This window comes from Planococcus maritimus (genome assembly GCF_001592825.1).
Classification (GTDB): domain Bacteria; phylum Bacillota; class Bacilli; order Bacillales_A; family Planococcaceae; genus Planococcus; species Planococcus maritimus_C.
Map to the genome: position 1 here is coordinate 1160241 of NZ_LTZG01000001.1, position 12900 is coordinate 1173140.

General features: G+C 49.8%; 13 protein-coding genes and 1 other annotated feature (1 of these 14 cut by a window edge). Of the genes, 2 read left to right on the plus strand and 11 right to left on the minus strand.

The window, feature by feature from the left end; all coding sequences use genetic code 11:
- Positions 1–120: 120 nt before the first annotated feature.
- The 8 genes from AY633_RS05680 to AY633_RS05715 all read right to left on the minus strand — a co-directional run bounded on the left by AY633_RS05680 (position 121) and on the right by AY633_RS05715 (position 7479).
- A complete protein-coding gene (locus tag AY633_RS05680; protein WP_145915652.1) occupies positions 121–939 on the minus strand; it encodes an enoyl-CoA hydratase-related protein in 819 nt (272 codons plus the stop codon).
- On the minus strand, positions 923–1825 hold the full coding sequence (locus tag AY633_RS05685; protein WP_068487276.1) for an NAD(P)H-dependent flavin oxidoreductase: 903 nt from the start codon (positions 1823–1825) through the stop codon (positions 923–925). Before AY633_RS05685 ends, AY633_RS05680 begins: the two co-directional genes overlap by 17 nt.
- A complete protein-coding gene (locus tag AY633_RS05690) occupies positions 1818–2999 on the minus strand; it encodes an acetyl-CoA C-acetyltransferase (RefSeq protein WP_068487278.1) in 1182 nt (393 codons plus the stop codon). Before AY633_RS05690 ends, AY633_RS05685 begins: the two co-directional genes overlap by 8 nt.
- A 134-nt stretch (positions 3000–3133) precedes the next feature.
- Positions 3134–3493 carry a MaoC/PaaZ C-terminal domain-containing protein gene (locus tag AY633_RS05695; RefSeq protein WP_068487280.1) on the minus strand — a complete coding sequence of 120 codons (360 nt, stop codon included), beginning with the start codon at positions 3491–3493 and terminating at the stop codon, positions 3134–3136.
- Entirely contained in the window at positions 3465–3917 is a 453-nt protein-coding gene (locus tag AY633_RS05700) for an FAS1-like dehydratase domain-containing protein (RefSeq protein ID WP_068487282.1), read from the minus strand. Before AY633_RS05700 ends, AY633_RS05695 begins: the two co-directional genes overlap by 29 nt.
- Positions 3918–3961: 44 nt before the next feature.
- Positions 3962–5014: a phosphotransferase family protein gene (locus AY633_RS05705; protein ID WP_068487284.1), complete on the minus strand. Its 1053-nt coding sequence runs from the start codon at positions 5012–5014 to the stop codon at positions 3962–3964.
- Positions 5015–5151: 137 nt separating this feature from the next.
- Positions 5152–6378, minus strand: coding sequence for an acyl-CoA dehydrogenase family protein (locus AY633_RS05710; RefSeq protein WP_068487286.1), 1227 nt, complete (start codon positions 6376–6378; stop codon positions 5152–5154).
- A gap of 384 nt (positions 6379–6762) precedes the next feature.
- Positions 6763–7479, minus strand: a complete 717-nt coding sequence (locus tag AY633_RS05715) for a YebC/PmpR family DNA-binding transcriptional regulator (protein WP_068487288.1) — start codon at positions 7477–7479, stop codon at positions 6763–6765.
- A 30-nt stretch (positions 7480–7509) separates the two neighbouring features.
- Between AY633_RS05715 and AY633_RS16590 the strand changes: the two genes are divergently transcribed.
- Entirely contained in the window at positions 7510–7689 is a 180-nt protein-coding gene (locus AY633_RS16590; RefSeq protein ID WP_141705885.1) for a hypothetical protein, read from the plus strand.
- On the opposite strand, the gene AY633_RS05720 is transcribed toward AY633_RS16590, so the two are convergent.
- On the minus strand, positions 7677–8774 hold the full coding sequence (locus AY633_RS05720; protein WP_068487290.1) for a nitric oxide synthase oxygenase: 1098 nt from the start codon (positions 8772–8774) through the stop codon (positions 7677–7679). The genes AY633_RS16590 and AY633_RS05720 overlap by 13 nt on opposite strands.
- A 308-nt stretch (positions 8775–9082) precedes the next feature.
- Here AY633_RS05720 and AY633_RS05725 point away from each other — a divergent pair, with 308 nt between their 5' ends.
- Entirely contained in the window at positions 9083–9883 is an 801-nt protein-coding gene (locus AY633_RS05725) for an HAD family hydrolase (RefSeq protein ID WP_068487292.1), read from the plus strand.
- Between the two features lie 52 nt (positions 9884–9935).
- On the opposite strand, the gene serA is transcribed toward AY633_RS05725, so the two are convergent.
- A complete protein-coding gene (serA, locus tag AY633_RS05730; RefSeq protein WP_068487295.1) occupies positions 9936–11522 on the minus strand; it encodes a phosphoglycerate dehydrogenase in 1587 nt (528 codons plus the stop codon).
- Positions 11522–12679, minus strand: a complete 1158-nt coding sequence (locus tag AY633_RS05735) for a pyridoxal-phosphate-dependent aminotransferase family protein (RefSeq protein WP_068487297.1) — start codon at positions 12677–12679, stop codon at positions 11522–11524. Before AY633_RS05735 ends, serA begins: the two co-directional genes overlap by 1 nt.
- A 79-nt stretch (positions 12680–12758) precedes the next feature.
- Positions 12759–12900: a binding site (T-box leader), on the minus strand (it continues 83 nt past the right edge of the window).

Sequence of the window (12900 nt, forward strand, 5' to 3'; positions counted from 1 at the left end):
TTCTTAACCTTAATATACCCCTTAGGGTATTAACTGTAAACCTATCTGCTTGGCATTTCTTTCGTTAATAAAAAAAGCCCGAAGAACGCAGCAATTGCGTGCTTCGGGCTCAAGGTCATTTCATCTTTTTTCTTTGAAGAAATCAGGCAGTTCGCTCGCTTTCATCGGAAACTCGGCTTTGCGCTTGTCGACAAAAGCTTGTATGCCCTCGTCCGCATCCGCGTTATGCCCCGCCCAATGAAGGAACTTCGATTCTGTGATATGTGATTCATAAGGATGGTCCGCCCCAAGCATCTTCCATAGCAATTGTCTTGTGAAGCCATTCGATGTGGCGGCGGTGTTTTCCACGATTTCGCGAGCAATTTCGTAGGCTTTTTCAAGCGGATCCTCCGACTCGTATTGCATAAGCCCGGCATCCACCGCTTCGGCCGTTGGAATATAGCGGCTCGTCAACGTCCATTCAAGCGCTTTGCCGATCCCGACGATACGCGGCAAAAACCAGCCGGATGAAGCTTCGGGACCGATGCCACGGCGTCCAAAGACAAAACCGATTTTTGCATCTTTTTTGACGATGCGAATATCCATCGGCAAAGTCATCGTCAGGCCGATGCCCACCGCAGGGCCATTAATTGCAGCAATGATCGGTTTTTTCACTTCATAGATTTGATTGCTGACTTGTCCGCCAAGGTCCCGGTAGTCCTCTGCGCTTTGTTCAGAAGCGAAGGTCGAACCGCCTTTGGACAAATCCATGCCGGCACAAAATGCCCGCCCTTCTCCAGTAACAACGATGACACGTACATCATCGTCCGCATCGACGTTGCGATAGAAGTCCAACAGCTCTGCATTCATTTGTTCTGTGTAAGCATTCATTTTATTTGGGCGATTTAAAGTCAATGTAAGGATTCCGTCCGTTAAATCGGTTTTAATGGTTTCGTACAAGCGCGCCCACTCCTTCTGCATACTCTTGTTCGAGTTGCTCGACTACTTGCTTCACCGTCTCGCGCTTCGTCACCGTCGTGACCCCATGTCCCGCCGACCAAATATCACGCCACGCCTTGGCGTTGACGAGGTGGGACAAGTCGACTTCTTTTTTGGGCTTGAGGGTTTTAGGGTCGATGCCTTGTTTCTCGAGACTCGGCACTAGGACGTTCACCGGAACACCGCTGAACGAATCGGTGTAAAGAATGTCTTCGATCGAGGAATCGATGACCATCTGCTTATACTCTTCCGGTGCGCTGCTTTCTTCAACCGCCAAAAAGCGTGTACCCATATAAGCATAATCTGCCCCCATCAATAAAGCCGCTGCCACGTCTTGTCCAGTCGACAAAGAACCCGACAGGATGATGGTGCCGTCAAAGAACTTTTTGACCGCCGCAATGAAAGCGAACGGATTGAGCGTGCCCCCGTGCCCGCCAGCGCCTGCGCACACCAGAATCAATCCATCGACGCCACTTTGTGCTGCTTTCTTCGCATGCTTCGCATTTGCTACATCGGAATAGACGAGGCCGCCGTATCCATGGACGATTTCGAGCACTTCTGCAGGAGAGCCGAGCGACGTGATGACGATCGGCGGCTGATGCTCGCGGATCAATTCAACATCTTCATCGTAGCGCTTGTTCGAACCGCGGTGGCTGATGAAATTGACCGCCCACGGAATATCGCCAAGTGCATTTTTCACTTCTACTAGCCATTTCGCGCATTCTTCGGCGGGACGCGCATTCAATAATGGGAATGAACCAATGGCGCCCGCCCGACTCGATTCAATCACCATTTGAGGTGTCGACACAAGAAACATTGGCGCCACGATAACCGGCAGTCTAGGCATGTTCAATCACCACCGCAATTCCTTGTCCTCCACCGATGCATAGACTCGCCACTGCATATTTTCCGCCGCGGCGCTTCAATTCATAAGCTGCCGACAGCAAGACGCGTGCTCCGCTCGCACCGACCGGATGACCCAGTGCAATCGCTCCGCCATTGACGTTCACTTTCGAACGGTCCAGCCCAAGCTCTTTTTCCACCGCCAAATACTGCGCGGCGAACGCTTCATTCACTTCGACTAAATCCATGTCTTCAATCGTCAGCTGCGCTTTTTCGAGTGCCCGGCGAATGGCAGGAACCGGGCCGATGCCCATGATGGTTGGGTCGACCCCTGCAACATGCCAGGACACGATGCGGGCAACAGGCGACAAGCCATGCTTGTTCACGGCATCTTCCCCTGCCACGACAAGAGACACCGCCCCGTCATTGATCCCTGAAGCATTGCCCGCTGTTACAGAGCCGTCTTTCTTGAATGACGGACGCAGTTTTGACAGACCTTCCGTATTGGCATCCGGTTTAATGTGTTCATCTTTGTCGACTACAACTGTGCCTTTGCGTGTTTTCACTTCGACTCCGACGATTTCTTCATCAAACTGTCCGCCCGTTGCCGCTTTAGCTGCCCGCTGGTTCGATTCGACCGCGAATTCATCTTGGGCTTCACGGGAAATATCGTATTGCTCCGCCAGTTTTTCGGCCGTCATGCCCATGCCGCTGCCGGTATATTGGTCAGTCAGCGTCGCAAGTAGCATATCTTCAAATTGCATCGGCCCCATCTTCGCTTTGCTGAAACGCTGCGTGAAATTCGCATAAGGCGACATCGACATATTCTCCGCACCGCCAGCCAGGACAATATCCGCTTCACCGAGCAGAATGTGCTGTGCCGCAGAAACAACTGCCTGGGCACCCGATCCGCACAGCCGATTCAAGGTCAAAGCCGGCACTTCCTGAGGGACGCCAGCATTCAAGCCGATGTGGCGTGCGAGATACGCCGCGTTGGTATTCGACTGGATAACGTTTCCGTAAATGACATGATCCACATTTTCCGCTTTAACGTTCGCGCGTTTCAACGCCTCTATCGCTGTCGCTGTGCCAAGCTCTGTCGCATCCGTATTGGCAAAAGCCCCACCAAATGCACCAAATGCTGTTCTGGCACCATCTACTAGATATACTTGTTTCATCATCATTTCTCCTTTTCGAGCCCTGATGAAAGGGTTCTTATTTTTTCGCACGATTATTAGAAGATCCATCTCCATCTTTACCTCATCGTTCAGCAAGTACATTCATAAAAATATTTCAGTGACGCAACAGCTAGTTATACTAGTTCGAAGCTTCCCATGAGTTTGCCTGTTCCTGAAGCATCTTTGATCTGTAATTCTCCAGCGTTGTCGGTCGTCAGCATGCCTTCGATGACGAACGCTTCACCTGCATGAGCCATGCCGACAAAACGCACGGTGAATTTCGCCAATTTCCTGTTTGGCAGCCACTCTTCTATCGCCTCTGCTGCCCAGCCCATTAACAACATGCCATGGACAATCGGCTCCTTGAGGCCTTTTTTACGCGCCACTTTCGGGACTGTATGGATTTCATTAAAATCGCCGGACGCACCTGAATAGCGCACCATATCGATTGGCGCGAGTGCGTCCTTATGAATGTCCGGCAATTTCTGCCCCATGCTGTTCCCGCCTTTCGATTAAGGTTGCCCGCCCGATACGGACCACTTCCGCGTCTTGATTGCGGTAAGTGGTTTCAAGCTGGTAAAAACGCTTGTCTTTCTTATCGAATCGGCCAATCATTACGGCTTTCGCTGTAATGACATCCCCGCTGATAATATCTTCTCCGTATTCAAAGCTTTGCTCGCCGTGCAGGATATCATTCGGGTCTAATCCCCACTGACTGAACAATTGGTAAAAATCTCGTTCATTCCAGAAATCGATGACTGTCGTATATGTAGGTGGAGCGGGGATATCCCGGTATCCCGCATCCAATGCTGCTTGTCTGTCAAAATAAACCGGATTCTTCAAGCCAATGGCCCTTGCGAATTCCCGTACCTTGCCGGCTTCTACGCGAAATGGCGCGTAGTGAAATTCCTGTTCCATTGCTTTTCCCTCCTCTTTTTATACTTCCATTAGCAAGACGCCCGCTATAGTACTTCGCCCCTGCGCGTCCGGTTGGCCATATCTATTAGGTTCGCGACCGCTTTGTTTAAATGGCGGAAACGTTCATCTTCGATTTCGCCATTTTTCCAGCGGTAATAGATTTGTTGCAAAATCCCGGCCAGTTTATAAAACCCGAACGCTAGGTAATAGTTGATATTTGATACATTGCGCCCGCTTTGCTTTGCATACTCTTCCACGAACTCCTTGCGGCTATAAAAGCCAGGTTGACTCGAGATGACGTGGATGCCGATATCCGCATCTTCCGCTTGTCCCCAATAGGCTAAAGTCGATCCGACATCGCTGAGCGGATCACCGATTGTCGACAATTCCCAATCAAGAACACCCGTCGCAAGGCCGGGACTTTCTTTATCAATTACCATATTGTTTAACTTAAAATCATTATGGACGATCGTCGTTTCCCCGTTAACCGGAATATTCGCCGTAAGCCATCGCTCCAGCTCTTCAAGCCCAGCGATATCATCAGTTTTGGAGTGATGGTGGCGCTTGATCCACCCTTTTACTTGACGCTCCATGAATCCCTCGGGTTTGCCCATCTCAGCAAGTCCGGCTTTTTTGTAATCGATCGCCTGTAACTGAACCAATGTTGAAACAACATTCTTGGAGATGACTGGCCCTACTTGTTCCGAGCTTCCAAATACTTCAGGGAGTTCTTGATCGATGACGAGTCCCTGCTTTTTCTCCATCACGTAAAAATGCTTATCCATCACTTCAGGATCTTCACAATACACATAGGGTTCGGGTGCCAACGGAAAAACCGGATGCACTTTTTCGAGCATCTTAAATTCGCGCTCCATATCATGCGCTTTCGGAGGAATTTCCCCAAAAGGCGGGCGCCTCAATACCCCTTCCCAGTCTCCGATCTGGAGCAAATACGTGAGGTTCGAATAGCCTTCTGAAAACTGGCGGACGGTCATTTCGCCTTCTGGCAAATTCGGCATTGCAGTTCTTAAGAAATTCTCGACTTTTTGCCAATCCACTTTCTGTATGTTTTTGGCATTCGGTATTGCGTCGCTCATAGTAAATCTCTCCAAGTCATTCGTATTTGACAATCCTTTGCGCGGTTTGTTACGGAGCTTACTGGCCAGCATGTATCTTATCGATCAATGTGCCGCTTAACATTTGAAAAACTATCGATATTTATGCGCTAGGGAATTTACTGTCGTAATTCATTTGCTTTCAACTGTTCACGTAATTCCATACGCCCGACATCACGTAAATGGACTTGGTCCGGACCGTCGACAAGGCGAAGCGTGCGTGCGTTTGCGTAATGTTCGGCAAGCGGGAAATCTTCTGTCAGCCCTGCACCGCCAAACACTTGCATCGCCCGGTCGATGACGTTAATCGATACACGCGGCGCAGCAATCTTGATCATGGCGATTTCTTTGCGTGCGGCTTTTGCGCCATGTTCGTCGATTTTGTGTGCAGCGTTCAAGGTCAATAGGCGCGCTTGCTCGATTTCGATGCGGCTTTCCGCGATGATTTCCTTGATGACATCTTTTTCTGCTAAGGTCGACCCGAAAGCGACACGGCTTTCTGCCCGTCTGCAAAGCAGTTCGAGTGCACGTTCAGCGGCCCCGATAGCCCGCATGCAATGGTGGATGCGCCCTGGCCCGAGACGGCCTTGAGCGATCTCGAACCCTCTACCTTCTCCGAGCAGCATATTGCTCGCTGGGACGCGGACATTTTCGTAATGGACTTCTGCATGCCCTTGCGGCGCATCATCATACCCGAACACGGTGAGCGGGCGGACAATTTTAACACCTGGCGTATCGAATGGCACAAGGATCATCGATTGCTGTTTGTGCTTTTCGGCATCAGGGTCGGTTTTCCCCATGACGATGGCGATGCTGCAGCGCGGGTCCATGGCTCCTGTCGTCCACCATTTTCTGGCGTTGATCACGTATTCATCGCCGTCACGGACGATGCTGCTTTGAATATTGGTGGCATCAGATGAAGCGACATCAGGTTCTGTCATGGAAAAACACGAGCGAATGTCGCCATTCAATAAAGGCTCAAGCCATTGCTTTTTCTGTTCGTCTGTTCCGTATTTCACGAACACTTCCATATTGCCAGTATCCGGTGCGTTGCAATTGAAAATTTCCGGAGCAATCAAAGAGCGTCCCATGATTTCACACAGGTGGGAATACTCGTAATTCGATAAGCCAGCCCCATATTCCGGATGATCTAAAAATAAGTTCCATAAGCCTTGCACTTTCGCTTTTTGCTTTAGCTCTTCAATAATCGGTGGAATCGTCCAGCGGTCGCTTGCAGTTTCCTTGTATTCCTTTACAGTCTGTTCAGCCGGGTAAACATAGTCATCCATGAATTTCAGCAGTTCCTGGCGTAATTGTTCCGCTTTTGGCGATAATTCCTTAAGCATTTGATCGGCCTCCTATTTCTTTTAACGTATTTTTCGATATCTTTCTGGACAGATAGCCTGCCCAGCTTTCCAATAGAGAAATTGTTCAGTCAATTTGAAGTGGATTGTTCTGTGATAACTACATTGGTATCTTGACTAGGAACTATTCCATTATTTCGTTGACTAGTAATAAAAACTCTGTTCAAAAAATGAAAGCACTTACATATTATTTCAAAAAAATAAAACACTTGAACCTCTAGTAAACTATATTCAAAAAAAGTATATCTTTTCCTTTTTTAAATTACAAGTTTACTTTTATATTATTTCAAATATTCTTTTTATTAATTATCACAAAAAAACTTCTGCCCAGGATCGGACAGAAGTGAAAGATTGTTATGGATGTACTTAAGCTAAATCGACGTTATGGTAAACTTGCTGAACGTCTTCCAGATCTTCGATGGCATCAATCATCTTTTCGAATTGCGCTTGGTCTTCTTCTGACAATGGCAAATCGTTTTGCGGCAACATCGTCAATTCAGCGACTGTGAAGTCCGTTACGCCATCTGCTTTGAATGCTTCTTGCACCAGGTGGAATTGATCCGGTTCTGCATAGACGATGACCGTGTCTTCTTCTTCAAGAATGTCGCGCACGTCGATATCCGCTTCCATCAATAGTTCCAGCGCTTCATCAGCCGATTTGCCTTCTACGCCGATTACCGCCGTATGGTCGAACATATACGCTACCGATCCGCTGACGCCCATATTGCCGCCATTTTTGCCGAACGCTGCGCGCACGTCAGAGGCGGTGCGGTTAACGTTATTGGTCAAAGTATCGACGATGACCATTGAGCCGTTCGGTCCGAATCCTTCGTAACGCAATTCGTCGTAGTTCTCTTCCGATCCGCCTTTGGCTTTTTCCACGGCACGGTCGATGATGGCTCTAGGCACGTTATAGGTCTTGGCGCGTTCGAGCACGACTTTCAAGGCTTGATTCGACTCCGGATCTGGTTCGCCCTGCTTGGCAGCTACATATATTTCACGGCCGAATTTTGCATAGATCCGGCTTGTGTTGGCATCTTTGGAAGCTTTTTTCTCTTTAATATTATTCCATTTGCGTCCCATTGTTATTCCTTCTTTCTCAAATTTCTTACGATGAAGACCATCATTTCACTCTATTATAATACAATACCTTCCGCTCTATCGACCTTCAGCCTAAAAAAACAGGCTTCCGATCGCTTAATTTCCTTGGCCGCATTAAAAATCGCCTTGGCTAGTCTTGCTGTAAATAGCTCCAGCGGGACAGTCAAAGCGATTCATTTTCATTTTTCGTAAGGGGCCCGCTGATAAAAATAATTCGGTTTGACAATGTCATTTTTATACGGCTTATGGAAAATATGCGTTGTTGCCGGAGACACTGGCGGGATGAGCCATGCCCAGTTCCCGGTGACTTTACGCCCTTCCCGCTCTTCGATTTTTTCGAAATTCTTGAATTGCTTGGCGGCGGTATGGTGGTCGACAATGGTCACTCCTGCATTTGCAAAAGATTCCAGCACGGCCACATTCAATTCAACGAGCGCTTTATCTTTCCATAAGTTTCGCTGTGAACTCGTGTCGAGCCCCATGATTTCCGCCATTTTCGGCAACAGGCCATAGCGGTCTTCATCCGCTAAATTGCGTGCGCCGATTTCCGTTCCCATATACCAGCCATTGAAGGGGGCCATGCAGTATTCGACCCCGCCGATTTCAAGCTTCATATCAGATATGAGCGGCACCGCATACCACTTCACTCCAAGGTCCGCCATCGCTGGCCAGTCTGGGTGCCCAATTTCAACTTCAGGCTTGGCGTCTGCCGGCAGCTCGAACCATTTAGGCTCTTTTCCGGCTTCGCCGATCACCACTGGCAGCAGGTCGAAATCACCGCCCGCCCCTTGCCATCCGAGCGTCTCACATTGTGCGGTAAATGCAAGAGACGAGGAATCGCCGATGATCCGGCCGTCCCGTTCATATCCTGCATAGCGCAATAATTGATGATTCCAGATGCGCATGCGGCTTTTATCGGATTGTTTGAAAATCGTAATGGCTGGGCGGATTTGCCCCCCGTTGAATGCAAAGCGCAAATGGCGGACGATGGCCGAAAATACTTGTTCTTCCGTTTCCGCTTCGCGCTCATCAAAAATTTCCAGCGTCTGCCAAAACAAACGCCCGATGCAGCGATTATTATTGCGCCACGCCATGCGCGCGCCGTGCTGTAATTCTTCTATTGTATGCATATAGCTGCCGGTAGACTCGATTTCCTGTTCGATCTCTGCTACACGGCGGCGGATTTCCTGTTCACTTTTTCCCAGTTCTAAATAGCAAGTTTCAATGAAATGAGCAGCCTCTTCTAGCAATAGAGGGCATTCTGCAAGCTTTTCCATAGTTTCACTCCTTTCCGTACATCGTACCACCGGAACTGGCCGTCAGTCGCCAGATTTGTGACAACTCTTTGATTTTCAGCCGCGCTTTAGTACACTATAAAAAGTGAATTAAGTATTTTGAAAATTAAAAGAGAGTTATACAGTCGCTTCAGGCGGACGCTTTCCGCGGGCATGGCTTCAGCCGCTTCCCTCGCTTTGCTCAGTCCAGGGTCTTCAGCTCATGCTATTCCCGCCGGAGTCGCCGCCTTCCACTCTTTTATAAAATTCATCTAATTGATACATAATAAAAAACAAGGGAGTGGTTCGATATGGTGAAAGCGATTTTCTTTGATTTGGACGATACTTTATTATGGGACCAGCAAAGCGTAAAAGAAGCCTTCCGTGAAACATGCGAATGGGCAGCCGAACAGGCGGGCGCCGATTGCAGCGGTTTGGAACAGGCTGTGCGGGAAGAAGCCCGCGAATTATATGCAAGCTATCCGACACATGCCTTTACGCAAATGATCGGCATCAACCCGTTCGAAGGCCTATGGGGGCGCTTCGACGATTCAGGAGATGGCTTCCAGCAACTCAAGCAAGTGGCCCCCGGTTATCAGCAAGAGGCCTGGACCCTTGGGCTGAAACGCCTCGGCATCGATGACCCTGGCTTAGGGAAGAAATTGGCCGAGTATTTCCCAGAAGCAAGAAAACGCCACCCCATTCTCTACGAAGACAGCTTGGAAGTGCTCGATCAATTGAAAGGCCGCTTCGATTTATTGCTGTTGACCAATGGATCGCCCAGCCTGCAGCAAATCAAACTCGACATCACGCCGGAAATCGCGCCTTATTTTGACCATATCGTTGTCTCCGGTGCATTCGGGCGCGGCAAGCCGGACGCTTCCATCTTCGAGCATGCCTTGTCGAAGTTCGGCTATGCCCCGGAAGAGGTATTGATGGTCGGCGATAATCCGCTGACGGATATACTCGGTGCTGAACGCGCCGGCATCCCGTCCGCCTGGCTGAACCGAGAACAAAAAGCGCCTCATGAGACTGTAACCGCTACTTACGAAATCAAAAACCTAAAAGAGCTATTGCCCTTGCTCGATAAGCTGGAAACTGCATCTGTGTAAAAAAATGCCCGCCCCAATTGGTCTTTAGAGACATTGGGGACGGGCACTTTTTTTATAGATCGATCGCCGTGACGCTTTCGATTTCTTCCAGTTTCTTCAGTTCTTCCAAATCTTCCGGATCGGCATGCTTATCGATCGACAGCATCATGATTGCGTCGCCGCCGACGTTCGAACGCCCAACCTGCATCGTCGCGATATTGATGTCTTCTGCCCCGAGCAAGGTGCCGACGCGGCCGATAACTCCCGGACGGTCATTATGGCGGATGAACAATAGATGGCCATTCGGCAGGAAGTCGACGATGTAATCGTCCACTTTGACGATGCGTGCGCCTTGTCCGTTCAAAAGCGTGCCGGATGCTTTGCGCGTGCCGCTATGCGTTTTCACTTCGACAGTGATGAGATTCGTGAAGCCGCGGGATTCCGTCGATTTATGTTCATTAACGTGAATGCCCTTTTGGTTGGCGATATACATCGCATTGACGTCATTGACGTGTTTGCCGAGATGGCGCTTGAGCATCCCTTTGAGCATATTGCGCGTCAAGGGGCCGACTTCGAGGTTGGCAAGTTCGCCTGAATAATAGACGTTCACTTCATCTGCCGTTTCCCCGGTCAAGTCAGTAAGGAACGTGCCAATGCGTTCTGCCAAATCGAAATACGGCTCGATGCGTTTCATGATTTCTTTCGGCACGGATGGCAAGTTCACCGAATTGCGGACAGTGCCATATTTAACGAAGCTGACGACGTCTTGGCTGACATCGACCGCGACGCTTTCCTGGGCTTCGAAAGTACTTGCCCCGAGGTGAGGCGTCGCGATGATTTCCGGCAATTCCAGCAAGCGGAAATCGACCATCGGCTCTTGTTCGAATACATCCAATGCCGCACCGGCCACTTTCCCGGACTTCACTGCATCGTACAAGGCGCTTTCATCGATGATGCCGCCGCGTGCGCAGTTGATGATCTGTACGCCGTCTTTCATCACTTTAAAGGCTTCCGCATTAATCAAATGCTTGGTTTCTTTGAGCAGTGGCGTATGGACGGTGACAAAATCAGCGACTTTCAATACATCTTCTACTGAGCCGAAATCGACGCCAAGCTTTTCCGCTTTTTCAGCAGTCAAGAATGGGTCGTAGGCAACGATGTTCATGCGCTGGCCTTTCGCGCGGGCTGCGACTTCCTGGCCGATACGGCCGAAGCCGACGACGCCGAGCGTCTTGTTTTTCAATTCGACGCCAACATAGGATTTGCGGTCCCATTTGCCTTGCTTCAAGGAGTTATAGGCTTGTGGAATCTTGCGCGCCATGCCCATGAGCATCGCCATTGTATGCTCGGCTGCGGAATTGGTATTGCCGTCCGGTGCATTGACAACGATAATCCCGTGTTCGGTTGCCGCTGCCAAATCGATGTTATCGACCCCGACGCCTGCACGCCCGATGATTTTTAAATTGGATGCTTTTTCGATGAGTTCACGCGTCACTTGCGTCTGGCTGCGGACCAGCAATGCATCGAATCCATCGATGCGTTCGGCAAGTTCGGTTTCCGATAAATTCGTCTCCATGACGATGTTGATGCCGTCGGCGTGGCGCAGCGGATATACGCCTTCTTCTGATAGCGGGTCACTGATCAACACATGAAATGTCATTACTTATCCTTCCCTTCCAAGAAAACTTGCTGCGCGGCTGCGATGCCTGCGCCAAGCGTGATGTCTTGCCCAATCTTTTTCAAAACGATTTCCGATGCTGCGAGTGCCTGCAGCACTTCTGCCGGAGAGCAGTAGCCCATATGCCCAATACGGAAGATGCTTTTCGCGAGGTGTTGCTGTCCTCCCGCGAACTCAATGGCAAAGTCTTCTTTTAGCACTTTGCGGAATTGTTCTGCGTCAAAATGTTCCGGATAAACGGCAGTAACGGTCGGCGATGCATCCTCGTCGCTCGTAAGCAAACGAACGCCCAATGCCTTAAAGGCGGCGCGTGTCATGTCGCGCATCAAGCGGTGCCGGCCGTAAACGTTTTCCAGCCCTTCTTCTTCCAGCAAGTTCAATACTTGCTGCAGGCCGTATAGAATAGAAATGGCCGGTGTGAAAGGCGTCGTGTCTTTTTCGATGCTGTCGCGGTGCTTTTTCAAATCCAAATAAAAACGGGGTTGCGGATTGGCTTCAATTTTCTCCCATGCCCGCTTGCTCGCGGCGATGAAGGCGAGCCCTGCCGGTAGCATGAATGCTTTTTGAGAACCCGTAACGACAATATCGACGCCCCATTTATCCATTTCCGTTTCCGTCCCCGCTACGCATGACACACCGTCGACGACAATCAAAGCATCCGATACTTGTTTCACAGTTTCGGCCAATGCTTGAACAGGGTTCAAGACGCCCGTTGAAGTTTCACAGAACGTAGAGAAGATGACGCGGATTTCCGGATGTTCACCGAGGAAGTTTTTGACGGCTTCCGGATCCACTGCTTGGCCCCATTCCACATTGAAAACATGTGTCGCGATTCCGTAAGCCTGGCAGATTTTAGCGAAACGGTCTCCGAATGCGCCAGTGACGAGAACTAACACTTCATCGCCGGGCGCGACCGTATTGACCACTGCACTTTCGAGCGCGGAAGTTCCGCTTCCTGTCAAAATCATCACTTCTTCTTTTGTGCCGAACACTTTTTTCAATTTCGGGCGGATATCTCTGATCAAAGAGTACGTGCTTTCCCCCCGGTGGCCGATCATCGGTTGTGCCATGGCACGCCCTACGCTAGGTGGAATCGGTGTCGGTCCTGGAATTCGCAAAATTTGTTGGTCTGTCAGCATGATAATGTCCCCTTTCGATTGGAAAAGATTATTCTGGAAATTCGGATACAAAAAAGACTCTACGCCCCACATCCAAGATGCAAGGGGCGAAGAGTCTCTAATCGCGGTACCACCCTAATTCACTGCCCGGAATGCAGGCAGCCTCATTAATATCATGCATAACGGGCATGAAACGGATGGGCCTACTGAAGTTTCAGCACATCTATTCGGGAGTGCTGCCA

Excerpts from the sequence above, each read along its gene's own strand:
- AY633_RS05695 (WP_068487280.1), bottom strand. The coding sequence starts at position 3,493 with ATGGGGCAGAAATTGCCGGACATTCATAAGGACGCACTCGCGCCAATC.
- AY633_RS05725 (WP_068487292.1), top strand. The coding sequence starts at position 9,083 with ATGGTGAAAGCGATTTTCTTTGATTTGGACGATACTTTATTATGGGAC.
- AY633_RS05705 (WP_068487284.1), bottom strand. The coding sequence starts at position 5,014 with ATGAGCGACGCAATACCGAATGCCAAAAACATACAGAAAGTGGATTGG.
- AY633_RS05685 (WP_068487276.1), bottom strand. The coding sequence starts at position 1,825 with ATGCCTAGACTGCCGGTTATCGTGGCGCCAATGTTTCTTGTGTCGACA.
- AY633_RS05720 (WP_068487290.1), bottom strand. The coding sequence starts at position 8,774 with ATGGAAAAGCTTGCAGAATGCCCTCTATTGCTAGAAGAGGCTGCTCAT.
- AY633_RS05700 (WP_068487282.1), bottom strand. The coding sequence starts at position 3,917 with ATGGAACAGGAATTTCACTACGCGCCATTTCGCGTAGAAGCCGGCAAG.
- serA (WP_068487295.1), bottom strand. The coding sequence starts at position 11,522 with ATGACATTTCATGTGTTGATCAGTGACCCGCTATCAGAAGAAGGCGTA.
- AY633_RS16590 (WP_141705885.1), top strand. The coding sequence starts at position 7,510 with ATGAAGACCATCATTTCACTCTATTATAATACAATACCTTCCGCTCTA.
- AY633_RS05710 (WP_068487286.1), bottom strand. The coding sequence starts at position 6,378 with ATGCTTAAGGAATTATCGCCAAAAGCGGAACAATTACGCCAGGAACTG.
- AY633_RS05690 (WP_068487278.1), bottom strand. The coding sequence starts at position 2,999 with ATGAAACAAGTATATCTAGTAGATGGTGCCAGAACAGCATTTGGTGCA.
- AY633_RS05735 (WP_068487297.1), bottom strand. The coding sequence starts at position 12,679 with ATGCTGACAGACCAACAAATTTTGCGAATTCCAGGACCGACACCGATT.
- AY633_RS05715 (WP_068487288.1), bottom strand. The coding sequence starts at position 7,479 with ATGGGACGCAAATGGAATAATATTAAAGAGAAAAAAGCTTCCAAAGAT.